Source organism: Pseudoduganella umbonata, from assembly GCF_014192225.1.
GTDB lineage: Bacteria > Pseudomonadota > Gammaproteobacteria > Burkholderiales > Burkholderiaceae_D > Rugamonas > Rugamonas umbonata.
Genome location: NZ_JACHXS010000006.1, coordinates 40,327 through 66,344, shown reverse-complemented (window position 1 = coordinate 66,344; position 26,018 = coordinate 40,327). Strand labels below are relative to the sequence as shown.

The window sequence follows — 26,018 nt, the reverse complement described above, 5'->3', positions numbered from 1 at the left end:
CGCTCCCGGGGCCTCAGAACTCTTCCCAGTCGCCGCCTGCCGGCGCCGCTGTCTTCGCCGGCGCCTTGGCCATCGTCACGGCCTGGACGGGCCTGGCCGCCGGCTTGGCGGCCGGCCTGGCGGCAGACGTGATGGCCGGCTGCAGCGCCGCCTTCAGCGCCGGACGCGCCGCCGCCGCGGGTTCGCCGCCCAGCTTGAAGATCGCCACCGCCTCGGCCAGGCGCTGCGCCTGGTCCTGCATGCTCTCGGCCGCGGCCGCGGCCTGTTCCACCAGCGCCGCGTTCTGCTGCGTCATGTCGTCCATCTGCGCGATGGCGAAGTTCACTTCCTCGATGCCCTGGCTCTGTTCCTGCGTGGCCGCGGTGATCTCGCCCATGATGTCGGCCACCTGGCGGATCGACGTGACGATCAGCTCCATCGTCTGCCCCGCTTCGTCGACCAGCTTGCCGCCGGCGTCGACCTTGGTCACGGAATCGTCGATCAATGCCTTGATTTCCTTGGCCGCGCTGGCCGAACGCTGCGCCAGGCTGCGCACTTCGGAAGCCACCACCGCGAAGCCGCGGCCCTGCTCGCCGGCCCGCGCCGCCTCGACCGCGGCGTTCAGCGCCAGGATGTTGGTCTGGAACGCGATGCCGTCGATGACGCCGATGATGTCGACGATCTTCGACGAGCTGGCCTTGATCGAGCCCATCGTGTCGACCACCTGCGAGACGACCTGGCCACCCTTCTCGGCCACCGACGAAGCGGAAACCGCCAGCTGGTTGGCCTGCCGGGCGTTGTCGGCGTTCTGTTTCACGGTCGAGGTGAGCGTACCCATCGACGATGCCGTTTCGCCCAGCGAGCCGGCCTGCGTTTCGGTGCGCGCCGACAGGTCGGCATTGCCCGAAGCGATTTCCTGCGATGCCAGCGCGATGGTCTCGGTACCGCTGCGCACTTGGCCGACGGTCTTGACCAGGCTGTCGTTCATGTCCTTCAGCGCCTGCAGCAGTTCGCTGGTTTCATCCTTGCCCTCGACGACGACGCGCGAAGTCAGTTCGCCGGCGGCGACACGCTGCGCCACTTCGACGGCGCCGGCCAGCGGCACGGTGATCGAGCGCGTGATGAAGATCGCGCACACGACGCCGACGGCCACGCCCAGCGCGCCCAGCAGCAGCGTCAGCATCAGCACGCGGTTATCCGCTTCCACCGAACGCTCCTGCAGCGTCTTCATTGCCGCGTGCTGGATGTCGACCAGGCGGTTCAACGCTTCCAGCGCGCGGGTGTTCAGCGGATCGATGCGGCCGGAGATGATCTTCGTCGCGCCTTCCGCGTTGAAGGCCATGACCTGCGCCATCGCGTCCCTGAACGCCGCATCCACATCCTTGTCCAGCACGGCCAGGTCGGCCAGCACTTTTTTCTCGGCGTCGTCCAGGCCCAGCTTCTCCAGCCTGCCCAGCGCTTCCGCATAGCGGACCTGCTGCGCCTTGACCTTGGCTTCCTCTTTCTGCATCAGCTCCACGTCCGACTGCAGGCCGATGTTGCGCATGGCGATGCCCGATTCCAGCATCGCGCCCTTCATTGCGATGGCGGCGCGGTTCTTCGCGCTGGTCAGCTCCAGCCCCTCGTTGAGCTGCGACTTGTTGCGGTGATTCAGTCCGTTGGCGGTCAGCACCAGCGCCACCAGGATCAGCAGGATGATGCCAAACCCGATGCCGAGGCGCGTACCAATCTTGAAATTGCGTACGTTCATATATAGTCCCGTTCCTCATTTATGTTGGCACGTCCTCTTGCCGGAACGCTGGCCTGCTTGTTGCATCGCAGTGATATTCAAGGGACCTCGAGAAACCGTAGCGAGCGGTGTCAGACCTGGTTGAGAAGCGGAAGCGTACTTTAGTACGCTCGGTCCGCCGCAGCGGAGCATCGGAGACCAGCGGCTGGCGCCGCGCAGTAGGTTTATCGAGGTTCCCTCACGCTGCGGTTTTGTCCATCAAGCCCATTTCCGGGCTCGACATCAGCTTGTCGATGTCCATCAGGATCAGCATCCGTTCACCAACGGTGCCCAGGCCGATCATGTACTCGGACGAGAACACGGTACCCATTTCCGGCGACGGCTTGATCTGGTCCGGCTCCAGCGTGGTCACGTCGGACACGCTGTCCACCACCATGCCGACCACGCGGCCGTTGATGTTCAGGATGATCACCACGGTGAACTGGTCGTACACCGGTTCGCCCAGGCGGAACTTGATGCGCATGTCCACCACCGGGATGATGATGCCGCGCAGGTTGATCACGCCCTTGATGAATTCAGGCGCGTTGGCGATGCGGGTCACCGCCTCGTAGCCGCGGATCTCCTGCACCTTCAGGATGTCGATGCCGTATTCTTCCTTGCCCAACGTGAAGGCCAGGAACTCGTGGCCCGCGATGTCGGCATGCTGGTTTGCGTCTGCCATGTTGTATCCTTTGCTATTCAGGTAGTTCAATTCGGTAGTTCGATTCGGTACTTCAATTCGGTCGTTCAGTCAGCCCAGCGCATTCAGCGTGGCTTCGCCGACCAGCTGGCGCGACGAGCGGATCAGCGCCGCCACGTCCAGGATCAGTGCCACGCCGCCATCGCCGAGGATGGTGGCGCCGGAGATCCCCGCCACCTTGCGGTAATTCGATTCCAGGTTCTTCACCACGACCTGCTGCTGGCCGACCAGTTCGTCGACGAACAGGCATGCCTTCCGGCCTTCGGTTTCCAGGATCACCAGGATCCCTTCCCACGGTTCGGCAAAGCGCGGCACGATGCCGAACATCTGGTACAGCGGAATCAGCGGCAGGTATTCCCCGCGCACCTTGACCACGCGGCCCTTGCCGGTGATCTCGCGCACATCCTTCCGCTCGGGCTGCAGCGATTCGACCACGAAGCCCAGCGGCAGGATATACACCTCATCGCCGACCCGGATCGACATGCCGTCCAGGATCGCCAGCGTCAGCGGCAGCGAGATCGAGATCGTCGTGCCGAAGCCTTTCGCCGAGCGGATGTCGACGGTGCCGCCCATCGCCGTGATGTTGCGCTTGACGACGTCCATGCCGACGCCGCGGCCGGAAACGTCGGTCACCTGCTCGGCCGTCGAGAAACCCGGCGCGAAGATCAGCTGCCACACGTCGGCGTCCGGCATCGTGTCCGATACCGGCAGGCCGTTCTGACGTGCCTTGGCCAGGATGCGTTCCCGGTTCAGGCCACCGCCATCGTCCGATACCTCGATGATGATGTTGCCGCCCTGGTGGGAAGCCGACAGGAACAGCCGGCCGGCGTCGGCCTTGCCGGCCGCGCGCCGCACGTCGGGCATCTCGATGCCGTGGTCGATGCTGTTGCGCACCAGGTGCGTCAGCGGGTCGACGATGCGCTCGATCAGGCCCTTGTCCAGTTCGGTGGCCGCGCCGTTGGTGATGAAGTCGACCTTCTTGCCCAGCTTGTGCGCCAGGTCGCGCACCATGCGCGGGAAGCGCGAAAACACGAAGTCCATCGGCATCATGCGGATCGACATCACCGCTTCCTGCAGGTCGCGGGTGTTGCGCGTCAGCTGGCCGACCGAGGCCAGCAGCTTCTCGTGCACCATCGGGTCCAGCGCATCGACGCGCTGCTCGATCATTGCCTGCGTGATCACCAGCTCGCCGACCAGGTTGATCAGCTGGTCCACCTTTTCGATCGACACGCGGATCGACGACGATTCGGCACCGGGGCCCTGTGCGACGGCGGCGGCCGCCTTCTCCACTTCCTTCTTCAGGACCTTCCTGTCCTCGGCCACCTGCTCGGCCACCGGCGTGTCCTTGATGCCGGCGGCGGCGCGGATCTGCTCGACCGGCTGGAAGAAGCCGTAGCCGCGCGCGTCATCGCTGCCGCTGGCGGCGCTGGCACGGATCTCTTCCAGCGGCTGGAAGAAGCCATACCCGTCGCCGGCCTGCGTGGCGGTCTTTTCCGCGTCCGACAGCGGTTCGAAGAAGCCATAGCCGAGGTCGTCCTCGACTTCCCTGCGCGCCGCCTGTTCCAGCGCCGCCTGCTCGTCCGTCAGCGGCGGCAGCTCGGCGATGTGCATGTCTTCCGTGTTCAGCACGAACGAGCAGATCGCCACGATATCGTCCAGGCTTTCATGCGTCGTGACGACCATGGCGTTGCGCTCGCCGTCGATCGGCGTGACGACCACGTGGGCCAGCAGGCCCAGCTCGGCCGCCAGCGCCGTGACCTCGCGGTGTGCCATCTTCGGCAGTTCGAGGCGCCAGCGGCGCCCGCCGCTATGGTCGACCGTTGCGGTTTCCGCGGCGGCGCCCTGGAAGGCCGGCGCCACGTGGGCGATCGCTTCCACCTGCACGTCCTGCGCCAGGTGCTGCAGCATCATCCGCACGTCGCCGACGGCGTCCTGGTCGACCGGAGTGCCCAGCCGGTGGCCGTCGAGCTGCATCTTCAGCGCGTCCTTGGCGGCCAGGAAGGCATCGACATGGTCGAGCGTGAGCGCCATTTCGCCCTTGCGGATCCGGTCCAGCAGGGTTTCCAGGATATGGGTGACTTCGGTCATGTCGGTCAGGCCGAACGTGCCGGCACCGCCCTTCACCGAGTGGGCCGTGCGGAAGATCGCGTTCAGGTCTTCCTCGGTCGGCGCGTCGATGTCGACCGCCAGCAGCAGCCGTTCCATTTCAGCCAGCAGTTCCTCGGCCTCGTCGAAGAAGACCTGGAAGAACTGGCTAATGTCGATGGTCATGGCGCAACTCCGCGTCTGCTGTTTGCCAGGCTTGCGGCACGCATGATCAGCCGATGACCTTCTTGACCACCTCGATCAGGCGCTGCGGATCGAACGGCTTGACCAGCCAGCCGTTGGCACCGGCGGCGCGGCCCTTGGCCTTCATCTCGTCGGACGATTCGGTGGTCAGCATCAGGATCGGCGTCTTCGCGTACGCCGGCAGTTCGCGCAGGCTCTTGATGAGCTGCAGGCCATCCATCTTCGGCATGTTCTGGTCGGTCAGCACCAGGTCCACCGCGCCCTGCTTGGCTTTTTCCAGGCCGTCCACGCCGTCGACGGCTTCCACCACCTGGTAGCCGGCGGCCTTCAGGCTGAACGCCACCATCTGGCGCAGGGAGCTGGAATCGTCAACTGCAAGAATCGTTTTAGCCATGTTGTTATCTCACTTATCTACTGATTACTGAATGTCGGGCACTTGGCGGCCCGCTGTGGTTTCTATCGGTATTGCGTCCGGGAACCGGTTTGGAAAGGCTCGCCTAGAACAGTTCGATGTCGCCGCTCTCGAGGTGCTTCTGGCTGACGGCCTTGCGCAGCACATTGCGCAATTCCAGGCTCTGGATCGCCAGCGCCATGCTGACCTTGCCCAGCAATTCCACCATCTCGTCGTTGTCGCTGTCCGGGTTCATCTCGGCGCCATGCGCGCCCAGCGTGGCGAGGAATTCGCGCAGGCCGGTCACGCGTTTCAGCGTGCGGTCGATCAGCTGGCTCGTCATGTCCTGGAACTGCATGCTGGTGATCGCCGCGTTGACGTACGTGCCGACCTGCTCGTTCATCGCCTCGAGCTTTTCCTTGGCGTCGAGCGACGGCGTGCCGCCGTCGAGCAGCAGGCGGATCGTGCCCTGCTGGTCGTTGACGGCCGAGTGGATCGCCATGAAGTTCTGCGACAGCTTCTCGATTGCCTCTTCCAGCAGCAGGTTGGTCTGCAGCAGGTCGGTCTCCACTTCCGTCAGGTGCCGCTTGCCGTGGTCCGATACACCGGACAACAGGCGCTTCACGTGGGAGCCGAGGATTTTTTTTCTGTTCATGTGCTTCTCGCGTTGACTCTTCTTGCGTGGTTGCTCGGGATCGCTGCCGCGGCGCGGTGCCGTCAGCGCCCTGCCGGCGCCGCCAGTGCCGCCGCGTCCTGCGTGGCCTCCGTGCCGGTACCGATCTCGAGCTTGCCGGCATCGCGCATCAGGCCCTCTTCCGTTTTCTTGTTCATCACGATGATGCTGATGCGCCGGTTGATCGGGTTGAACGGATCCTTGCGGTCCAGGTTCACGGCCGATCCCAGGCCCACCACGCGCATCACCTTATTGTCCTGCATCCCGCCCTGGACGAGCGCGCGCCGCGATGCGTTCGCGCGGTCGGCCGACAGTTCCCAGTTGCTGTAGCCGTTTTCCGAGAAGTACGGCGTGGCGTCGGTGTGGCCGGAAAGGCCGATCTTGTTCGGCACGTCGTTCAGGATCGGGCCGATCTCCTGCAGGATCTCGCGCGTATAGCCGGCCAGCTCGGCTTTCGCACTGGGGAACATCGGCCGGTTCTGCTCATCGACGATCTGGATCCGCAAGCCTTCGCTGGTAAAGTCGAGCAACAGCTGGTTCTTGAACTTCTGCAGCGCCGGCGAATTCTCGATCTTCTGCTGCAGCCTTTCCTTCAGCCCTTGCAGGCGCTGCGTTTCTTCCCGTTCCATCGCCTGCTTCGCCGCGGTCAGGTTGAAGGTCTTCTTCGTGGTGGCCGGGTCGTCGCCGCCCTTCACCTGGCCATCCTTGCGTGTCAGGTCCTTGCCGCCGCCGGGAATCACGGACGAGCTGTCGCCGCTTCCCGAGCCGCCCTGCATCGCCACCTTCAGCGGCGTCTTGAAGAATTCCGAGATCCCGTTCAGGTCGCCCTTGGTCGTCGAACCGAGCAGCCACATCAACAGGAAAAAGGCCATCATCGCCGTCACGAAGTCGGCGTACGCGATCTTCCAGGCGCCGCCGTGGTGACCGCCGCCGCCTTTCTTGATGCGCTTGACGATAATGGGCCGCAGGCCTTCGTCAGCCATGATGCTTACTCCACTGCAAGTTGATCTTGCCTGTCATGGACCTCGAGAAACCGTAATGAGCGGCGCCAGACCTGGTTGAGGCACGCAGTCGCACTTTAGTACGGCCGGTCCGCCGATGCGGAGTACCGCAGACCAGCGTATGGGGCCGCGCAACAGGTTTATCGAGGTCCATTATTTGGACTTGGACTTCTTGATGTGATCTTCCAGCTCGGCGAACGTGGGGCGTTCGGTCGAGTACAGCACCTTGCGGCCGAACTCCACGGCGAGAGCGGGCGCGTAGCCGTTCAGGCTGGCCAGCAGCGTGACTTTTACGCACTGGAACATCTTGGTCGACTCTTCGAGCTTCTGCTCGATCAGATTGGCCAGCGGGCCCACGAATCCGTAGGCCAGCAGGATACCGAGGAACGTGCCGACCAGCGCCTTGGCGATCAGGATACCCAGTTCGGCCGGCGGCAGGCCGACCGATTCCATCGTGTGCACCACGCCCATCACCGCCGCCACGATGCCGAATGCCGGCAAGCCGTCGCCCAGTTTGGCCAGCACGTGCGCAGGCACGGCCCCCTCATGGTGGTGGGTTTCCAGTTCGTTATCCATCAGGTTCTCGATCTGGAACGCATCCATGTTCCCCGACACCATCAGGCGCAGGTAGTCGGTCATGAATTCCACGACGTGGTGATCCTCCAGCACCGACGGGTACTTGGAGAACAGCGGGCTCTGTTCCGGCGTTTCGATATCGCCCTCGATCGACATCAGGCCTTCCTTGCGCACCTTGGAGAGGATGTCGAACAGCAGCGACATCAGGTCCATGTACAGTTCCTTGGTGTACCGCGAGCCTTTGAACAGCGTAGGCAGGGCCGCCAGCGTGGCCTTGATGGCCTTGCTGTTGTTGCCGACGAAGAATGCGCCAAGCGCGGCGCCGCCGATCATCAGCAGTTCCAGCGGCTGGAACAGCACTGCGACGTGCCCGCCCGACATCACGAATCCGCCGAATACGCTGAAACAGACGACAACGTAACCAATAATAACTAACAAGCCTGTTATCTCCTATGAGCTCGGCAAACCAAAATGATTCCACAGGGAACTACAATAGCGTGAGAATGGCAGCCTCGCAAGAGAAAGCCAATCAAAACACCCAAACAAATAGCGGCGGTGCTCCCTCTGTGGTAAAGATGGTCTTGTCCGGCTTGAAACCCGGGATATTAAATTCGTAACTGACTAACAAACTGCCAACTTTCATTTCCCGGCGCGCCTTATCAAATAAACCTGCCATTACCGCCGGTGATAAATAAGCAAACACCAGGTCATAGTCGCCGAAGTGAATCTTTTCATAATCGCCGCGGAGGAACCGCGCGCGGCTGCCGAGCATTTTTGCGCGCAATGTCGAATACAGATACGGCAATGGCGCCAGTTCGATGCCGGCGCATTCCGCATCCGGCCGCACCCGCGCCAGGTGCAGCGTAAAGCCGCCCAGGCCGCTGCCGACATCGATCGCCCGCACGCCGGCCCGGCGTGGCAGCAAGGCTTCGACGGCATGCCACACAGCCGGGTTGGACGGGAAATACGGCACCTGCGTACGGAACGTGGACCAATACCAGCCCAGCAGCACGACAAACACGACGAGGAACAGCACGGGCGGCAGGCGCAGCGCCAGCGCCGCCAGCAACGCAACCGGGAACAGCAGCTGGATGATGCGCCACCACGGTGCCAGGCCGATTTTCCATGTAATCAGCATGGCGATGGCGCCTTGCAGCGCGGCTGCCTCCAGCAACGTCAGGCCGCGGCCGAAGGCATCGAGCCCGACGCCCAGCGCGGCGGTGGGCAGCAACGCGACCAGTTGCGCCAGCAAGGCCCGCACGGCCGGCAAATGAAAAAGCCGGGGTCGCGTCATGCGCCACCCCGGCTTTCAGGAACGGAACGTCGAGGAACGGTCACGCAGCGACGGCCTCTTCTTTGGCTTTACGGGTCTTGCCGGCCCGCGACGGCATGTGGCACAGGCCACAGTGGTAATCGCCGTTCAGGTCCATGCCGTTGACGATGAACTTGCCCTGGCATTTCCTGCACGCCTTCAATTCCAGCATCCGGCTGCCGAAGAAGCGGACCAGCGTCCAGGCGCGCGTCAGCGACAGCAGCGGCTCTTCGCCCGGCGCCGGCGGCATCTGCTCCAGGTACAGCTGATACGCCTTCATCACGGCGTGGATGCCGCTGGCGCCCGCATGGCGCACCAGGAAGTCATGGATGTTGATGAACAGGGAGGCGTGGATGTTCGGCTGCCAGGTCAGGAACCAGTCGGTCGAGAATGGCAGCATGCCTTTCGGCGGCGACACCCCTTTCAATTCCTTGTAAAGCTTCAGCAGGCGTTCGCGCGACAGCGACACCTCCGATTCCAGCAGTTGCAGCCGCGCGCCCAGGTTGATCAACTCGATCGCGAGCCCGATTTCCTGCGCTTCGCTGACGACGCTTTTTTTGCCGGCATTGCTCATATTATTTCCCCGTCCAACGTGATAGGTCAGTGTACCGCTCAGGCGATTTCTTCGACGCCCTGTCCAGCCATCAGGATCGCCGCATGCGACTGCGCCAGCGAACGGTCCTTGTTGTAATTGGTGAGCATGCCGAGGATCGCGCTGTCGTCGAAGCGGAAGCGGGCCAGCATCATGTTGCCACCCGCCAGTTTCAGGATCTGGGCATTGCTCATGCCTTCGATCAGGTCGGCGATGTCGACCGAGATGCCCAGGCGGAAGATGGCGGTCACCTTGTCCGCGCGGATCATCTGCTGGGCCAGCATCAGGTAGGAGAGGTTCGCGTCGCGGATCTCGGCCATCATGTCGTTCGCAGTCATTGTGTGCTCCTCAAATCGTTTCCGTTGAGACACATTCTGCTGTAGCGTCGGGAGCACGAGAAGAGGCTGACGTCTGTATTTGCGGTAGGGAAATGACGATCGCACCCTGTCGGCGTTTGTCTGACAAACACAGGGTGATCATAGCGGCGCGCCAGAGCTGGCGCGGCTTTGCTGGTTGTGGCGGCGGCCGGAAAAACTGCTCAACCGCTCGCTGATTCAAATGCCGGGGTGACGCTTTTTAGCGACATCTGAACCATTAACGGCAGCCCTTTTGGAAACTTTAGGGTGATCAGCAAAAAATTTTAAGATTTTTTCCTGTCATCCAATGCAACGAACAGAAGGGCTTTTCCGGGCATCTGGATGGGGTAACGGCGCGGGCGACGGGAACTTTAGGGTTTTTTAAAAATAATCTTGATTTTCTTCCCGGGATTCCGCTGCAATAATAACAACTGACATTTGATTAACTAACATTTGATCAACTGCTTTTTTATCAATTGAATTATTAATCACTTCGTCCAGGATTTATCTTGCGCATCGGCAGTGTCTATATGACATCGCCACTATGCTACACTCCCGCCTTCGTCCGACAAGCGAGTTGCCATGAATTTCTCCCGTACCGATTGCCTCGCCCGCGATGCCGCCGATTCGCTGGCCCCGCTGCGCGAAGCGTTCGACTTGCCGGCCGGTGTCATTTACCTGGATGGCAATTCGCTGGGCGCGCGCCCGAAAGCCGCGGCTGCCCGCGCCGCGCAGGTCATCGCCGACGAATGGGGCAAGGACCTGATCACCAGCTGGAACACGGCCGGCTGGTTCGACCTGCCGAAGCGGCTGGGCGACAGGCTGGCGCCGCTGGTCGGCGCGCAGCCCGGTGAAGTCGTCGTGACGGACACCACGTCGGTCAACCTGTTCAAGGCGCTGGCCGGGGCGCTGGCAATGCAGTCGGCGGACCCGCGCCGTACGGCGATCGTTACCGAACGCAGCAATTTCCCTACCGATATCTACATGGCCGAAGGCCTGGCCGGCTGGCTGGCGCGGGGCCATACGGTGCGCCTGGTCGACAGTCCCGCCGAGATTCCGGCCGCGCTGGGCGACGACACGGCCGTGCTGCTGCTGACCCATGTGAACTACCGCACCGGCCACATGCACGACATGGCGGCGCTGACGGCGCTGGCCCATGAACATGGCGCGCTGACGGTATGGGACCTGGCCCACTCGGCCGGCGCCGTGCCCGTCGACCTGCATGGCGCGCAGGCCGACTTCGCGGTCGGCTGCACCTATAAATACCTGAACGGCGGCCCTGGCGCGCCCGCCTTCATCTGGGTGCCCGGCCGGCACCAGGCCGCGTTCACGCAACCGCTGTCCGGCTGGTGGGGGCATGCCACGCCGTTCGCGATGGCAGCGTCGTTCGCGCCGTGCGCCGGCATCGGCCGCGCACTGTGCGGCACCCAGCCGGTGGTGTCGCTGGCCCTGGTCGAGTGCGGACTGGACGTGTTCGCCCGCACCGACATGGCGGCATTGCGCGCCAAGTCGCTGGCGCTGACCGACCTGTTCATCGCGCTGGTCGAGCGGCACTGCGCCGGCCATTCGCTCGAACTGGTGACGCCGCGCGAGCATGCGCGGCGCGGCAGCCACGTCAGCTTCACCCACCCGCACGGCTACGCGGTGATGCAGGCGCTGATCGCGCGCGGCGTGATCGGCGACTACCGCGAGCCGCACATCATGCGCTTCGGCTTCACGCCGCTGTATACCAGCTTCACCGAGGTGTGGGATGCGGTGGACATCCTGAAGCGGATCCTCGACGACGCTGCGTATGACGTCAACGCCGCACGCGGCGCGGTAACCTGAAGGCGACGGGCATGGACGACGACAAGAACAAAGACACGAACGAAGACAAGAACAACGACGTGAGCGCAGCGCAATGGCACGGCGCGCAGATGGATTTCTCGAAGTCGATGAGCTACGGCGACTATCTGGGCCTGGAACAGATCCTGAACGCGCAGCATCCGCTGTCGCCGAACCACAATGAACTGCTGTTCATCGTCCAGCACCAGACCAGCGAACTGTGGATGAAGCTGATGCTGCACGAAATGCACGCGGTGCGCGAGCACATCCGCCGCGACGACCTGCCGCCGGCCTTCAAGATGCTGGCGCGCGTGGCCCGCATCATGGACCAGCTGGTGCACGCCTGGGACGTGCTGGCGACGATGACGCCGCCCGAGTACACGGCGATCCGCCCCTACCTGGGCGCGTCGTCCGGGTTCCAGTCCTACCAGTACCGCGAGATCGAATTCATCCTGGGCAACAAGAACGCGCAACTGCTGGCCGTGCACGAGGTCGCGCCGGCCACCCATGACATCCTGCACCGGGCGCTGCACGAACCCTCCGTGTACGACGAAGCGATCCGGCTGCTGGCGCGCCACGGCCTGCCCGTGTCGGGCGCCCGGCTGGCGGCCGATCCCACGCTGCCCACCGCGGCGGACGATTCCGTCAAGGCGGCATGGCTGGAGGTGTACCGCGACCCGGCGCGGCACTGGGCACTGTATGAACTGGCCGAAAAGCTGGTAGACCTGGAGACGGCATTCCGCTTCTGGCGCTTCCGGCACGTGACGACCGTCGAACGCATCATCGGCTTCAAGACGGGCACGGGCGGCACGGCGGGCGTCAGCTACCTGCGCAAGATGCTCGACGTGGTGCTGTTCCCGGAGCTGTTCGCGTTGAGAACTGAACTGTAAGGAAAACTGGTGTCAACAATGAAACATGCAATCCCCCGCGCCGCCCTGCTGCTGGCCGCGGCACTGCTGTGCGGCGGCGCCGCCGCGGCCAGGAACAAGGCCGTCGGCACGCCGGGCGAATTCGACTATTACGCGCTGGCGCTGTCGTGGTCGCCCTCGTACTGCGCCACCAACGGCGATCGCGACCCGAACCAGTGCGGCACCGGCCGCCGGCTCGGCTTCGTGCTGCACGGCCTGTGGCCGCAGTACGAAAACGGCTATCCGCAGAGCTGTTCGCGGGAACCGCTGCCGGAACCGCTGCGCCGCAAGTACGAACACATCTACCCGTCGCCAAAGCTGATCGGGCACGAATGGAAAAAGCACGGCACCTGCTCCGGCCTTGGCCCGGAGCAGTACCTGGCGATGTCGGCAAGGCTGAAGGATGGCGTGGTGGTACCGGCGGCCTACCGGGCGCCGGAGCAGCCGGTCCGCGTGACGGCGGCCCAGTTCAAGGATGCGTTCCGCGCCGCCAACCCGAAGCTGGCCGCCGATGCCATCGTGCCGTTCTGCGGCGGCGCCGGGCGCTTCCTGCGCGAAATCCGGGTGTGCTACCGCAAGGACGGCACGTCGCGCAGTTGCGGACAGGCGGAAATCAAGCTTTCGCAGAAAAGCTGCGGCCAGCCGTCGTTCCTGCTGCAAAGCGTGCGTTGACCCGGTATTGCGCTTTGATCTTGCGCAGCAGCGCGTGTTTGCCGGTAGAATTCTGTCCATGACACAGGCAAGCCCCACCATAGACCTCGGCAGTTGCGAGCGCGAACCGATCCGCACGCCGGGCAGCATCCAGCCGCACGGCTGCGTGCTGGCATTGTCGGCCGAAGGGATCGTCGTGCAAGTGAGCGACAACGTCGAGCGCTGGATGGGCGTCGCGCCGTCCGCCGCGCTAGGGCGCCCGCTGCACGAAGTGATCGATGCCGGGGCCGCGGCCCGGCTGGCGCCGGAACTGCCGGCGGCCGGCGAACGGCCGTCGTTCGCCGCCACCGTGCGGCTGCCGGGCGGCGTCTTCGACGTGCTGGTGCACCGCTACGACGCCCTGCTGATGCTGGAATTCGAAGCCGTGCAGCGCACCGGCGCCGCTGACTTCCGCCACCTGTATCCGCTGGTCGGCAATTTCCTGCAGCAACTGGACGATAGCGATCCGGTCGAAACGATGAGTGCCCGGGCGGCGGACGAGATCCGCGGCATCACCGGTTTCAACCGCGTGCTGGTCTACCGGTTCGACGCGGAAGGCCACGGCCACGTGCTCGCCGAGAGCAACGACGGGCAACTGCCCTCCTACCTGGGCCAGCGCTTTCCCGCTTCCGACATTCCCCGCCAGGCCAGGGAACTGTACGCGTCGAATCGCATCCGGCTGATCCACGATGCGGATTACGCGCCGTCGCGCCTGGTTCCCGCCGAAAACCCGCTGACCGGCGCACCGAACGACCTGTCGTTCGCGGCGCTGCGCAGCGTGTCGCCGGTACACCTGCAATACATGCGCAACATGGGCACGCTGGCGTCGATGTCGGTGTCGCTGATGGTCAAGGGCCAGCTGTGGGGCCTGATCTCCTGCCACAATGCCGCGCCGCGCCACGTCACGTTCGACAAGCGCACGGCCTGCGAGCAGCTGGGACAGATCCTCGCGCTGCGCGTGGAAAGCCGCGAAGTGCGCGACGAGCTGCAGTTCCGGCTGGACGTGCGGCGCATCATGGTGACGGTGCTGGCCGGCCTCACGCAGGGCGCCAATTTCATCGACAACATGGGCAGCGTGTTCCCCGAGCTGCTGCATTTCGCGCGGGCCGGCGGGGCGGCCATCATCGTCGACGACCGCATCGTCAGCTACGGCGACACGCCGGACGAGGCGCAGCTGCGCGAGCTGATCGCGTGGCTGCAGGCGAACAGCCACGAAGACCTGTATCACACCGACCGGCTGAGCGCCGAATTCGCACCTGCCGCGGCTTACCGGCAAAGCGCCAGCGGGCTGCTGGCGATGCCGATTTCACGCATCCACAAGCATTACCTGCTGTGGTTCCGGCCCGAATTCGTCTACACGATCGACTGGGCCGGCAATCCGCACGCGAAGGACGCCGTACCCGGCGCGCCGACGCAGCTCAGCCCCCGCACCAGTTTCGACTCGTGGCGCGAAACGGTGCACGGCACCTCGGCGCCATGGCACCCGGGCGAGATCGAGATGGCGCTGGAGTTTCGCACGGCGCTGCTGGGCATCGCGCTTGAGCGTGCCGAGCAGATGGCCGAGCTGGCCGAGGAGCTGGGCCGCGCCAACAAGGAACTGGAAGCGTTTTCGTACTCGGTATCGCACGACCTGCGCGCGCCGCTGCGGCACATCGTCGGCTTTTCCGACCTGCTGCTGGAAGCGGGCGGTGCGGGCTCGCCGGAAAAGCAGCAGCGCTTCCTCGTCAACATCAAGGAATCGGCGCGCCTGGCCGGCAAGCTGGTGGACGACCTGCTGAGCTTTTCGCAGATGGGCCGCGCCTCGCTGCGGCCGGTCCAGGTCGACATGAACGAACTGGTGCGCTCCTGCATCGACAAGATGGCGCTCGATATCGGCAGCCGCCGCATCGAATGGCACGTGGCCGACCTGCCGCCGGTGGCGGCCGATCCCACCTTCATCCAGCTGGCGCTGTACAACCTGCTGTCCAATGCGGTGAAGTTCACCAGCCAGAAAGATCCGGCCGTGATCCGCATCGACGGCCGCCGCGAGGCAGGCGTGACGGTGTTCACGGTGGCCGACAATGGCGTCGGCTTCAACATGGACTACGTGCACAAGCTGTTCGGCGTCTTCCAGCGCCTGCACCGGATGGAAGACTTCCAGGGCACCGGCATCGGCCTGGCGAACGTGCGCCGCATCGTCGAACGCCATGGCGGCGCAGTCACCGCCGCCGCCGTGCCCGGCCAGGGCGCAACATTCACCTTTTCCATTCCCAACTCGCTACCGACCGTATGTTAAAGCCCATCCTGCTCGTGGAAGACAATCCCCACGACCTCGAACTGACCCTGATCGCGCTGGAGAAGAGCCAGCTCGCCAACGAGGTGATCGTCGTGCGCGACGGCGCCGAGGCGCTCGATTACCTGTTCTGCCGGGGCGAGTTCGCGCAACGGCAGAAGGGCAATCCCGCCGTCGTGCTGCTCGACCTGAAACTGCCGAAGGTCGACGGCCTCGAAGTGCTGCGCGAAATCCGCGAGGCGCCGGAGCTGAAGCCGCTGCCGGTGGTGATGCTCACCTCGTCGCGCGAAGAGCAGGACCTGATCCGCAGCTATGCGATGAACGTCAATGCTTACGTGGTGAAACCGGTCGAGTTCAAGGAATTCGTGCGGGCCATCTCCGACCTGGGCATTTTCTGGGCGGTGCTGAACGAACCGCCACCAGGGTCGCAGCGCTACGTGCGGCCGATCGGCTGACCGGGACCAAAACCGGTGACAGACACCGGTTTTTTTGCAACATTCCAGGAAAACCGGTGACAGACACCGGTTTTTTTGCAACATTCCAGATTAACTGGTGTCTGTCACCGGTTTTGCCTGCAGGTTCTTCAGGCTCAGGCAGCCTTGCGCCGCCGCAGCAAATGCCGGATGCGCGCGCTCAGCACGTCCGGGCTGTACGGCTTCGGCAGCAGGCTGATGCCGGGATCCACCTTGCCTTCATGGGCCAGCACGCCTTCCGCGTAGCCGGAAGTAAAGAGGATCTGCACGTCAGGGCAATGGCGGCGCACCATGTCGGCCAGCTCCGTGCTGCTCATCCTGCCGGGCATGATCACGTCCGTGAACAGCAGGTCGACGCGCACGCCATTCTCGACGATGCGCGCGGCGTGGTCCGCATCCTGCGCCTGCAGCACGTGGTAGCCCAGCGCCAGCAATAATTGCGCGGTGGCGTCCCGCACATCGTCCTCGTCATCCACCACCAGCACGGTCTCGATGCCACCGAACAGCGGCGTCGGCGCGCCATCGTCGTCGGCCGGCTCGGCCTCGGTCGCGCTGCGGCGCAGGAAGATGCGCACGCTGGTGCCGTCGCCGGGCGCGCTTTTCAGCACGATCTCGCCGCCGGACTGCTTGACGAAGCCGTAGGCCATCGACAGTCCCAGCCCGGTGCCCTGCCCGGTCGGCTTGGTGGTGAAGAACGGCTCGAAAGCGCGCTGCAGCACCTCGGGCGGCATGCCGTTGCCGGTATCCGCCACTTCGATCATCACGTATTCGTCCTGGCCGACCTCGGCAAGCTCGGGCGACCCGGCCGGCACGTTGCGGGCGCGCAGCGTCAGCGTCCCGCCGTGCGGCATCGCGTCGCGCGCATTGATTGCCAGGTTCAGGATCACGTTGTGCAGCTGGCTCGGATCGACGGCGGTATTCCACACGCCGGGCGCGATATCGGTCTGGATGCGCGCCTGCGGGCCGAGCACGCGGCGCAGCATTTCCTCCATGTCGCCCAGCACCACCGAAGGATCGATGACGACCGCCTGCAGCGGCTGCCGCCGGGCAAAAGCCAGCAGGTGCGACGCGAGCCGCCCGCCACGCTCCACGCCGGCCAGCGCCGCATCGACGCGTCCCCGTGCATTGTCGTTCAGGCCGCCCATCAGCTTCACCAGTTGCAGGTTGCCGCCGATGATCTGCAACACATTGTTGAAGTCATGCGCGACGCCGCCCGTCAGCTGGCCGATCGCCTCCATTTTCTGCGCCTGGTGCAGCGCGGCCTGGCTGGCGCGTAATTCTTCCTGGCTGCGCGCCAGCGATGCGAAGGCTTCGTCGCGCTGGCGGCGCGCCGTGCAGGCGGCACTGTGGTAACGCAGCCGCGCCACCAGCTCGCGCGCGTCCGGCCATTTGACGAGGTAATCGTTGGCGCCGGCGGCGAACGCCTGCACCTTGACCTGCGCATCGTGCTCGGACGACAACATGACGATCGGAATGTGCTCGGTGCGGGAATCGGCGCGCAGGCTGCGCACGACGCCGAAACCGTCGGTGCCGGGCATGCGCAGGTCCACCAGCACTACGGTGGCATCGACTTTCAGTGCCAGCTCGACGGCGCGCTCGGCGCAGTGCTCGTAGCACAGGGCAACGTCGGCATGTGTTTCCAGGCAATGCAGCAGGTAATCCTGCGCCAAGGGCTCATCGTCGATGAGGAGGACGGAACAGGAACTGGATTGCATGGCGCGTGCGGCGCTCCCGGATGAATTGTAAACAAAAGGCAAGATTGCATTCTACTATAATCCCGGCGCATATTTTTGACTGCGATTTCAACCGTGCGCGGCGCCGGAGTGCGCCGGGCAGTCCGAAGCTGTCGAGGTATTTGACAGCTCATCCGTAATGACGGGCACGCGCATTTGCCAAGTCCTTGATTCTGCAATGACTGCGCATGCAGGCGCGCGACTTGCTTGTTCAGCTTCTCCACACATAAGGAGACTCGTATGAACACCGCAATGTTGCAACGGGTAACAAAGGGCTGCGCCGCCCTCGCGCTGGGCCTGGCATCGATGTCCGCCAGCGCCGATGTCTTTACGTACACCGCCACGCTTTCCGGCGCGATCGAAGAGCCGCCAAATGCCTCGCCCGGCACCGGCACGGTCAGGGTGGACTTCGACACCGACAACCATCTGCTGACCATCAATACCACCTTCTCCGGCTTGCTGGGGCCCACCACGGCCGCGCACATCCACTGCTGCACCGCCGTGCCGGAAACGGGCACCGCCGGCGTGGCCACGGAACTGCCGACCTTTACCGGATTCCCCATCGGCGTCACCTCCGGGACCTATTCGCATACGTTCGATACCACGCTGGCGGCAACGTGGAACCCGAGCTTCGTCACCAGCTTCGGCGGCGGCACCATCGCCGGTGCCGAAGCGGCCTTCCTGGCCGGGCTCGATGCCGGCACCGCCTATCTGAACCTGCATACGGAATTCGCCCCGGGCGGCGAAATCCGCGGCTTCCTGCAACCGGTGCCGGAACCCGCAACGTTCGCACTGCTGGCGCTTGGCGCGCCGGTGGTGCTGCTGGCTGCACGACGCCGCCGCGGCAAGCAGTAACACGCGACCAGCCAGGCGACCAGCGGGCACCGGGGCTGCGATGCCCGGTGCCCGTAACCGTCAATGTTCAGGCGGCAGTCCTGTCCAGGTAGCGCGGCGCCGGCGTGCCGTGGGCGAAGCGCTGCGCCAACGCCTTGCGGCCGGCTTCATAGTCGAGCCAGTCCTTATCGTCCTGCAGCGGCGGGATCGTAACGACCTCGCCCGCATCCAGGCCGGCCAGCGCGGCATCGACCATATCCTCCGCGCGCATCACCATCCCGCTCGGCAGGTTGGTGTGCGCCAGCCCGGCGGTATCCCAGAAATCGGTGGCGGTGGCGCCCGGCAGCACGGCCTGGGCGCGGACGCCCTTTGCCGCGAGTTCGTGGTGCAGCGATTGCGTCAGCGCCAGCACATAGGCCTTGCTGGCGCCGTACACGCCATTCAGGATCTCCACGCCGATGCCGACGATCGAGGCGATGTTGACGATCGTGCCGCCGCCGCGTGCCACGAAGGCCGGCGCCGCCGCATAGGCCAGCCGGGTCGGCGCGGTCACGTTGATGTCGATCATCCGCGCCATCCGCTCCACGTCGGATTCGAGCAGCGGCGTCACGGCGCCGAAGCCGGCGTTATTGACCAGCAGCGTGATCGACGGATCGGTCTTCAGGATCTGCTCCACGCCGGCCAGATCGTCGCGCTGGCCCAGGTCGGCCTGCACGATCGTCACGGCGCGGCCGTGGGCCTGCTGCACGCGGTCCGCCACGCCGCGCAGCCGCTCTGCGTTGCGTGCCACCAGGATCAGGTCGTAGCCGCGGGCCGCCAGCCGGTCCGCATAAATGGCGCCGATGCCGGACGATGCGCCGGTGATCAGGGCGGTACCCTTGTTCGTAGTCTGGTTCTGGTTCATGCTGTTCTCCTCGATGTGTGGGATGGTGTTTCGTTTGCTGTGAGTACATTATGGCTGCGCGTACCAGCGGCCGAAACGACCAAAAACCCTCTTTTCCGGACATTTCGTCTTCTCCCATCCGGCCCGTGCACGAACCCGTCCGCTACGGCTACAATCGCCAGGCAGTATTCCCAGAACCGTCAATCCCTCATTCCAGGACATCATGGCCGCCCGCATCGCTCTCGTCGTGTTCCCCGGTTTCCAGATCCTCGACTTCGCCGCCCTGACCGCGTTCGAGATCGCCAACAAGATCCATGGCAGCCCGCGCTATAGCGTGGAGACGGTCTCGCACAGCGGCGGCATCGTTATCAGTTCGGCCGGCGTACCGGTCGACACGAAGCCGATCGGGCGGCGCGCCTACGACACGCTGCTGATCGCCGGCCCCACGGTCGTCACGCCCCCGGAGCCGGAACTGCTCGATGCGCTGCGCCGCGCCAGTCCGCGCGCGCGCCGCACCGCCTGCCTGTGCACGGGCGCGTTCGTCGCCGCCGCAGCGGGCCTGCTCGCCGGCCGCCGCGTGACCACGCACTGGGCGCTGGGCCACGAACTGAAGAAGCTGTATCCCGACATCGAACTGGACGACGACAAGATCTTCGTCAACGATGGTCCGATGTGGACGTCGGCGGGCATGAGCGCCTGCATCGACCTGGCGCTCGGGCTGGTGGGCGAGGACCTGGGCACCGAAGTATCGAAGGCGGTGGCGCGCATGATGGTGGTGTACCACCGCCGCACCGGCGGGCAATCGCAGTTTTCGTCGCTGTCGCAAATGGACGGCGGCTCGGACCGCATCCGCAGCGCGCTGCTGTTCGCCAGGGAGAACCTGCGCCAGGAACTGTCGGTGGAGCGGCTGGCCGAACACGTGCACTGGAGCCCGCGCCACTTTTCCCGCGCATTCCGCGAACAGACCGGCCACTCGCCGGCCAAGGCGATCGAGAAACTGCGGCTGGAAGCGGCCCTGTCGCTGCTCGAGGATGGCCATGACGCCATCGGCAGGATCGCCGCGCAGACCGGCTTCGGCGACGAGGAACGGATGCGGCGCGCCTTCGTGCGCACCTATGGCAAGTCGCCGCAGGCGATGCAGAGGGAAGCGCGGCAGCGGACCGGCTACGACATGCCTGAAATGGCGCATTAAACATGGACAAGCATGCGATACCCAGGCCGCCCCCCAACCTCAACCTGCTGCGCTCCCTGGACGTACTGCTCGACACGCGCAACCTGACGGCGGCTGCCGGTGTGCTCGGCCTGACGCAGTCCACGCTGAGCCGCCAGCTGGCCCAGTTGCGCAGCCAGTTCGGCGATCCGCTGCTGGTCCGCGAAGGCCAGCGCTTCCTGCTGACGGAGCGCGCCCGGGCGCTCCGCACGCCGCTGAAAGTCCTGCTCGAGTCGCTCGACGCAGTACTGAGCGAACCGGTATTCGACCCCGCCGCGTGCACGCGGCGTTTCGCGATCGCCGGCTCGGATTACCTGGCCGACCACATGCTGCCCGTGCTGGTCGAGGCGATCGGGCGTGAAGCGCCGCGCGCGGAAATCGCGTTCCGCCTGTGGGAGCCCGGCTACTATCGGCTGCTCAGCGACGAGGGCATCGACCTGGTGGCCACCATCGCCGACACGCTGCCGGACAACCTGCATGGCCGGGCAATGGGAAAGGACCGCCCGGTATGCGCCATGCGTGCCGAACATCCATTGGCCTGCCAGGACCTTGCCCTGGCCGACTACCTGCAGTGGCCGCACCTGCGCGTCACGGGAGGCAGCGACAAGGACAGCTTCGTCGACCAGTATCTGGCCGCAAGCGGGCTGCGGCGGCACGTGCGCGCCGCAGTGCCGTTCTTCTCGTCCGCCCTGCGGATCGCCGGTAACGACGACCTGCTGTGGACCTTGCCCGAACACATGGCGATCACCCTGTCCCGGCAGGCGCCGCTGGTATGGAAACCCTTGCCGTTCTACGTGCCGGACTATCAGTACTGGCTGCTGTGGCATGCGCGCAGCCACCACGATCCGGTCCATCAATGGTTCCGCCGCCATGTGTTCAGGGTGCTGCACGGTTTCGACCACGGTGTCACCCAGTACGGCATGCAAGCGGCGCATGGCAGCCATGCGCCATCCGCCATTGTTGGGAAAGTAGCCGGCCCGTAGACTGGCGCCATCTCTTCCAGGGTACTCGCCGATGACATGCCATTCCCTCCTGCGCGCCGCCGCATTGTCGCTTGCCATGCTGGCCATGGCGCCGTGCCGGGCGGCTCCAGCTTCGCACTGGGTCGCCACCTGGGGTGCCGCGCCCGATTCGGCCGGCCCCGCGCTGGCGCCGCAGACGCTGCGCCAGGTCGTGCGCACCAGTCTCGGCGGGACGGCCGTGCGGCTGGCACTGTCGAACGAATATGGGACCGGGCCGCTGGCAATAGGGTCGGCGCAGGTGGCCGTGCGCCGCACTGGCGCCGACATCGTGCCGGGAACCAGCCGCGCCGTGACGTTTGGCGGCGCGACGACGGTAACGCTGGAAAAAGGCGCCACCATCGTCAGCGATGCGATCGATCTGCCCGTCGCACCGCTGCAGGAACTGGCGATCAGCCTGCACCTGCCCGCCGGCAGCGCTGCCTCGACGATCCATGGCGCCGCCATGCAGACCGCGTACATTGCACGGGGCATCGATGCCACCGCCTCGGAAGTGTTCCCGGCCGGGCCAACCGATGACAGCCGCCATTTCATCACCGGTGTCGATGTCGCGGCGCATGGCGGGGCCGGCGCCATCGTCGTCGTCGGCGATTCCATCGCCGACGGCATCGGCTCCACGGAGGATGGCAACGCCCGCTGGCCGGACGTTCTTGCCCGGCGCCTAGATGCCGCCGCGGTGCCGGCGGGGGTCGTCAATGCCGGCATCGCCGGCAACCGCATCGTTCGCAATGCGGCCAGACCCTTCGCCGGACCCGCCGCCCTGGCGCGGCTGGAGCGCGACGCGCTGGACAAGCCGGGCGTGAAGTGGATCGTGCTGGCGCACGGCATCAACGACATCACGGCGGGCGACATGCTCGCGGCTCCCGCCGAAAAAGTCACGGCGCAGCAGATCATCGATGCCATGCAATCGCTGGTGCGGCGCGCCCATGCGCGCAACGTCAGAGTGTGCGGCGCCACCCTGATGCCGCTGGCGGGAGTACGGCGCCCGTTCGTGCATTCGGCCGCCGGGGAAGCCGCGCGCCGGCAAGTCAACGCCTGGATCCGCGGCGGCGCCCCGTTCGACGCCACGGTCGACCTGGACCGCGCCATGCGCGATCCGGCCGATCCCGGCCGCCTGCTGCCCCGCTTCGACAGCGGCGACCACCTGCATCCGAACGACGCCGGCTATGCCGCCATCGCCGAGGCGGTGCAGGCTGCATGCCTGAAGTGAAGCGCATTGACTGCGCGGGCCGCGTCCGCAGGATCGAACGGACGTAAAAAGGCGCGGTGCCCGGTGCATCGGGCATCAAGGCTGGGTTATCGGCGCCGGCTGAACAGCGAAAGCGGTGTGAATCATGTTGTGCGGGAGCGGCGAAGACCACTTCATTCTTGAAGCAGGAAAAACGGGCCGTGCATCACGCATCCAATGGGTATTGAAGATGGTCCATGCCTTCCAGGGCAGCCCAGGTGGCAGCGTTTTCTCGTTACTTTTGGAGAGATTCAGAAGCTTGCGTAGCGATACAATCGCTTCGCACCACGACCTTTCATGAGCTTGCCATCCCAACCAGTCGAAAGGAACACAATGCGATCGCTTCCCGTCATCTGTTCACTACTATTTGCCATTGCCGCGACGCCGGCAAGCGCTTACGAGGTCACCGTAGAGTACAAGGTCCAGGTCAAGACACTGAATGAATTCGGTGATGTAGGCTACGTTCAACACAGCGATTGGCTCGGCTTCGATCTATCTGTCGGCGATGTCGTCACGGGATACTTTACCTACGACACGACAACGCCGCTCATCAGAGAGACGCACGATATGTGGGCGCTAGATGAAAATTTTCAGCAATCGGTTGTATTCGAGAATGCGTCGGGACCGATAGATCTCAACTACCTCGCCGGGCTCAGGGCGTGGGAACTCGACGTGCTCGACATCAACACACATAGCTCCAGCGGACCTGATGGCACGGCTACCATGGCGGCCAGTTTCGTCGACGAATCGCCATACAGGCCACTCAACTTCCACTTGCCGGCCGCGAACCAGTGGTCGAACTTTTCGCCAAGCCTGTCGTCCTTCAACTATTACCAGGGAGGGCTCCACGTTGCGGGGAACATGACGTCCTTCCGCGTCGTTCCAGTTCCCGAGCCAGGCACCCACATGATGCTGGCTGCGGGCGGCATGGTGCTGCTCGCCGCTCGCCGCAAGCGCCGTCCATCCTAGAAGCCTCGCGCACTGCAACCTCGGCCAGCGCGGCATCGGCCATGCCGTTCGCGCATAGTATCCGGTCGACGAGGCGAACCAGGACGCGCATGCCGGCGACGAGATTCGCGATGCGGCGTTCGTCGTCACCACCTGGCACGACGATGAGCAGCTGCCGGAAGTATTCTGGTTTGCCAGGCATGTGGTGGAGCACCCGAGGCTGGCGCTGGACCGGGTGCTGATCGTGCATATCGCCGCCGAGCCGCGCGAACAGGCATGGCGCGGCGCTTTAGTGCAAGCCTGAAGCGGACGCCGATGCGGCAGGGGCCGTGCCCGCTGGCGCGGACACGGCCCCTGCAACGACCGGACAGCCGGCGAACCCGCCGGAACGGTTACGTTGGCACGGTTACTTCAGCAGCATCTCGTTCATCCGCTTCACGAACGCCGCCGGATCTTCCAGCGTGCCGCCTTCGGCCAGCAGGGCCTGGTCGAACAGCAGGTGCGACCAGTCGCCGAACTTGCCGCTCTCCTCGTTCTCGTACTTCAGGCGCGTGACCAGCGGGTGGTTCGGGTTGATCTCGAGGATCGGCTTGGATTCCGGCGCGTTCTGGCCGGCGGCCTTCAGCATGCGCAGCAGGTTGCCGGACAGTTCGTGCTCGTCCGCCACCAGGCAGGCCGGCGAATCGGTCAGGCGGAACGTCACCCGCACGTCCTTGGCCTTGTCGCCCAGCGCGGACTTCATCTTCTCGACGAGTTCCTTGTACTGCGCCTCGGTTTCCTCGTGTTCCTTCTTCTCGGCTTCGTCTTCCAGCTTGCCCAGGTCCAGGCCGCCCTTGGCCACGGACACCAGTTCCTTGCCATCGAACTCGGTCAGGAACGACAGCATCCATTCATCGACGCGGTCGGTCAGCAGCAGCACTTCGACGCCCTTCTTGCGGAAGATTTCCAGGTGCGGGCTGTTCTTCGCGGCGGTGAAGCTTTCGCCGGTCGCATAGTAGATCTTCTCCTGGCCTTCCTTCATGCGCGCCACGTAGTCGGCCAGCGCCACGGTCTGATCAAAGGAGTCGGTGTGCGTGGAAGCGAAGCGCAGCAGCTTGGCGAGACGGTCCTTGTTGGCGTGGTCTTCGCCGACGCCTTCCTTCAGCACCTGGCCGAACTCGGTCCAGAAGGCGGCGTACTTGTCCTTCTTTTCCTGCTCGTCGGCGTTGGCCAGTTCTTCCAGCATGCCGATCACGCGCTTGGTCGAACCCTCGCGGATCGCCTTCACGTCGCGCGACTCCTGCAGGATTTCACGGGAGACGTTCAGCGGCAGGTCGGCCGAGTCGATCACGCCCTTCACGAAGCGCAGGTACGTCGGCATCAGCTGCTCGGCGTCGTCCATGATGAACACGCGCTTCACGTACAGCTTGATGCCGCCGCGCTTGTTGCGGTCCCACAGGTCGAACGGCGCCTTGGCCGGGATGTACAGCAGCTGCGTGTATTCGCTGCGGCCTTCCACGCGGTTGTGCGTGTAGGTCAGCGGCGCGCCGAAGTCGTGCGACACGTGCTTGTAGAATTCCTCGTACTGCTCCGGCGTGATGTCGCTCTTGGAGCGGGCCCACAGCGCGCTGGCCTGGTTGATGGTCTCGGGTTCGTCCTTCGTGACCATCTCCTTCTTCTCTTCGTCCCACTCTTCCTTGGCCATCTGGATCGGCAGCGAGATGTGGTCGGAATACTTGGTGATGATCGACTTCAGCTTCCAGGCCGACAGCAGTTCATCCTCGCCTTCGCGCAGGTGCAGGATGATGTCGGTGCCGCGGCTGGTCTTCTCGATGGCCTCGACGCTGTAGTCGCCCTCGCCGGTCGATTCCCAGCGCACCGCTTCATTTGCCGCCAGGCCGGCGCGGCGGGTTTCCACCGTGATCCGGTCGGCCACGATGAAACCGGAATAGAAGCCGACGCCGAACTGGCCGATCAGCGCGGCATCCTTTTGCTGGTCGCCGGACAGCTTGCCGAAGAATTCCTTGGTACCCGACTTGGCGATCGTGCCCAGGTGGCTGATGACTTCGTCGCGGCTCATGCCGATGCCGTTGTCGGAAATCGTGACCGTGCGCGCCGCCTTGTCGAACGCCACCCGGATCTTCAGTTCGTGATCGTTGCCGTACAGGGCGTCGTTGTTGATGGCTTCGAAGCGCAGTTTGTCGGCCGCGTCGGAGGCGTTGGAGATCAGCTCGCGCAGGAAGATTTCCTTGTTCGAGTACAGCGAGTGAATCATCAGCTGCAACAGTTGCTTCACTTCCGCCTGGAAGCCCAGGGTTTCTTTATTATCAGACATCGTTACCTCTATAGTCTTGTTAGCCGGAAATTTTCGGTTTCAGCG

The 26,018-nt window shown here is 64.5% G+C and carries 23 protein-coding genes and 1 pseudogene; 11 read left to right on the top strand and 13 right to left on the bottom strand.

Annotated features, from left to right (window positions below):
* Nucleotides 1–13: 13 nt before the first annotated feature.
* The 10 genes from FHS02_RS16410 to flhD form a co-directional block, all read right to left on the bottom strand.
* Nucleotides 14–1,729 (bottom strand): methyl-accepting chemotaxis protein, encoded by a 1,716-nt coding sequence (locus FHS02_RS16410; RefSeq protein WP_137313841.1) that lies wholly within the window; start codon nt 1,727–1,729, stop codon nt 14–16.
* A gap of 217 nt (nt 1,730–1,946) precedes the next feature.
* Nucleotides 1,947–2,429 (bottom strand): chemotaxis protein CheW, encoded by a 483-nt coding sequence (locus tag FHS02_RS16405; protein WP_137313842.1) that lies wholly within the window; start codon nt 2,427–2,429, stop codon nt 1,947–1,949.
* A 69-nt stretch (nt 2,430–2,498) separates the two neighbouring features.
* Nucleotides 2,499–4,718, bottom strand: coding sequence for a chemotaxis protein CheA (gene cheA / locus FHS02_RS16400; RefSeq protein ID WP_137313843.1), 2,220 nt, complete (start codon nt 4,716–4,718; stop codon nt 2,499–2,501).
* 46 nt (nt 4,719–4,764) lie between these two features.
* Nucleotides 4,765–5,130 carry a response regulator gene (locus FHS02_RS16395; protein ID WP_131144812.1) on the bottom strand — a complete coding sequence of 122 codons (366 nt, stop codon included), beginning with the start codon at nt 5,128–5,130 and terminating at the stop codon, nt 4,765–4,767.
* Between the two features lie 103 nt (nt 5,131–5,233).
* A complete protein-coding gene (locus tag FHS02_RS16390) occupies nt 5,234–5,782 on the bottom strand; it encodes a chemotaxis protein (RefSeq protein WP_137313844.1) in 549 nt (182 codons plus the stop codon).
* A 62-nt stretch (nt 5,783–5,844) separates the two neighbouring features.
* On the bottom strand, nt 5,845–6,783 hold the full coding sequence (gene motB / locus FHS02_RS16385; protein WP_137313845.1) for a flagellar motor protein MotB: 939 nt from the start codon (nt 6,781–6,783) through the stop codon (nt 5,845–5,847).
* 171 nt (nt 6,784–6,954) lie between these two features.
* A complete protein-coding gene (motA, locus tag FHS02_RS16380; protein ID WP_137313846.1) occupies nt 6,955–7,815 on the bottom strand; it encodes a flagellar motor stator protein MotA in 861 nt (286 codons plus the stop codon).
* A 91-nt stretch (nt 7,816–7,906) separates the two neighbouring features.
* Nucleotides 7,907–8,671, bottom strand: a complete 765-nt coding sequence (locus FHS02_RS16375; RefSeq protein ID WP_137313847.1) for an SAM-dependent methyltransferase — start codon at nt 8,669–8,671, stop codon at nt 7,907–7,909.
* A gap of 40 nt (nt 8,672–8,711) precedes the next feature.
* Nucleotides 8,712–9,263 carry a flagellar transcriptional regulator FlhC gene (gene flhC / locus FHS02_RS16370; RefSeq protein WP_137313848.1) on the bottom strand — a complete coding sequence of 184 codons (552 nt, stop codon included), beginning with the start codon at nt 9,261–9,263 and terminating at the stop codon, nt 8,712–8,714.
* A gap of 38 nt (nt 9,264–9,301) precedes the next feature.
* Entirely contained in the window at nt 9,302–9,619 is a 318-nt protein-coding gene (flhD, locus tag FHS02_RS16365) for a flagellar transcriptional regulator FlhD (RefSeq protein WP_137313849.1), read from the bottom strand.
* A 600-nt stretch (nt 9,620–10,219) separates the two neighbouring features.
* Between flhD and kynU the strand changes: the two genes are divergently transcribed.
* Genes kynU through FHS02_RS16340 form a run of 5 tightly spaced genes read left to right on the top strand, consistent with a single transcriptional unit; the run spans nt 10,220 to nt 15,786 of the window.
* Nucleotides 10,220–11,464, top strand: coding sequence for a kynureninase (kynU, locus tag FHS02_RS16360; protein WP_137313850.1), 1,245 nt, complete (start codon nt 10,220–10,222; stop codon nt 11,462–11,464).
* Nucleotides 11,465–11,475: 11 nt separating this feature from the next.
* On the top strand, nt 11,476–12,351 hold the full coding sequence (gene kynA / locus FHS02_RS16355) for a tryptophan 2,3-dioxygenase (RefSeq protein ID WP_137313851.1): 876 nt from the start codon (nt 11,476–11,478) through the stop codon (nt 12,349–12,351).
* An 18-nt stretch (nt 12,352–12,369) separates the two neighbouring features.
* Complete coding sequence (locus FHS02_RS16350) at nt 12,370–13,041, top strand: ribonuclease T2 family protein (protein WP_137313852.1); 672 nt, start codon at nt 12,370–12,372, stop codon at nt 13,039–13,041.
* A gap of 58 nt (nt 13,042–13,099) precedes the next feature.
* Complete coding sequence (locus tag FHS02_RS16345; RefSeq protein WP_137313853.1) at nt 13,100–15,334, top strand: ATP-binding protein; 2,235 nt, start codon at nt 13,100–13,102, stop codon at nt 15,332–15,334.
* Nucleotides 15,328–15,786 (top strand): response regulator, encoded by a 459-nt coding sequence (locus FHS02_RS16340; RefSeq protein ID WP_137313854.1) that lies wholly within the window; start codon nt 15,328–15,330, stop codon nt 15,784–15,786. The genes FHS02_RS16345 and FHS02_RS16340 overlap by 7 nt, the downstream gene beginning before the upstream one ends.
* A 134-nt stretch (nt 15,787–15,920) precedes the next feature.
* On the opposite strand, the gene FHS02_RS16335 is transcribed toward FHS02_RS16340, so the two are convergent.
* Entirely contained in the window at nt 15,921–17,519 is a 1,599-nt protein-coding gene (locus tag FHS02_RS16335; RefSeq protein WP_137313855.1) for a response regulator, read from the bottom strand.
* Between the two features lie 258 nt (nt 17,520–17,777).
* Here FHS02_RS16335 and FHS02_RS16330 point away from each other — a divergent pair, with 258 nt between their 5' ends.
* Nucleotides 17,778–18,392, top strand: a complete 615-nt coding sequence (locus FHS02_RS16330; RefSeq protein WP_229422626.1) for a CHRD domain-containing protein — start codon at nt 17,778–17,780, stop codon at nt 18,390–18,392.
* Nucleotides 18,393–18,459: 67 nt separating this feature from the next.
* Here FHS02_RS16330 and FHS02_RS16325 read toward each other — a convergent pair whose 3' ends face one another.
* Entirely contained in the window at nt 18,460–19,275 is an 816-nt protein-coding gene (locus FHS02_RS16325; RefSeq protein WP_137313856.1) for an SDR family NAD(P)-dependent oxidoreductase, read from the bottom strand.
* 202 nt (nt 19,276–19,477) lie between these two features.
* Between FHS02_RS16325 and FHS02_RS16320 the strand changes: the two genes are divergently transcribed.
* The 5 genes and pseudogenes from FHS02_RS16320 to FHS02_RS32185 all read left to right on the top strand — a co-directional run.
* A complete protein-coding gene (locus FHS02_RS16320; RefSeq protein ID WP_137313857.1) occupies nt 19,478–20,446 on the top strand; it encodes a GlxA family transcriptional regulator in 969 nt (322 codons plus the stop codon).
* A 2-nt stretch (nt 20,447–20,448) separates the two neighbouring features.
* Entirely contained in the window at nt 20,449–21,447 is a 999-nt protein-coding gene (locus tag FHS02_RS16315; protein ID WP_137313858.1) for a LysR family transcriptional regulator, read from the top strand.
* 31 nt (nt 21,448–21,478) lie between these two features.
* Nucleotides 21,479–22,693, top strand: coding sequence for an SGNH/GDSL hydrolase family protein (locus FHS02_RS16310; protein WP_137313859.1), 1,215 nt, complete (start codon nt 21,479–21,481; stop codon nt 22,691–22,693).
* A gap of 351 nt (nt 22,694–23,044) precedes the next feature.
* Nucleotides 23,045–23,680 carry a PEP-CTERM sorting domain-containing protein gene (locus FHS02_RS16305; RefSeq protein WP_175424802.1) on the top strand — a complete coding sequence of 212 codons (636 nt, stop codon included), beginning with the start codon at nt 23,045–23,047 and terminating at the stop codon, nt 23,678–23,680.
* Between the two features lie 76 nt (nt 23,681–23,756).
* Nucleotides 23,757–23,963, top strand: a pseudogene (locus tag FHS02_RS32185) (DUF7684 family protein); the annotation flags it as partial.
* A 102-nt stretch (nt 23,964–24,065) separates the two neighbouring features.
* On the opposite strand, the gene htpG reads toward FHS02_RS32185, so the two are convergent.
* On the bottom strand, nt 24,066–25,973 hold the full coding sequence (htpG, locus tag FHS02_RS16300; protein ID WP_137313861.1) for a molecular chaperone HtpG: 1,908 nt from the start codon (nt 25,971–25,973) through the stop codon (nt 24,066–24,068).
* Between the last annotated feature and the right edge of the window lie 45 nt (nt 25,974–26,018).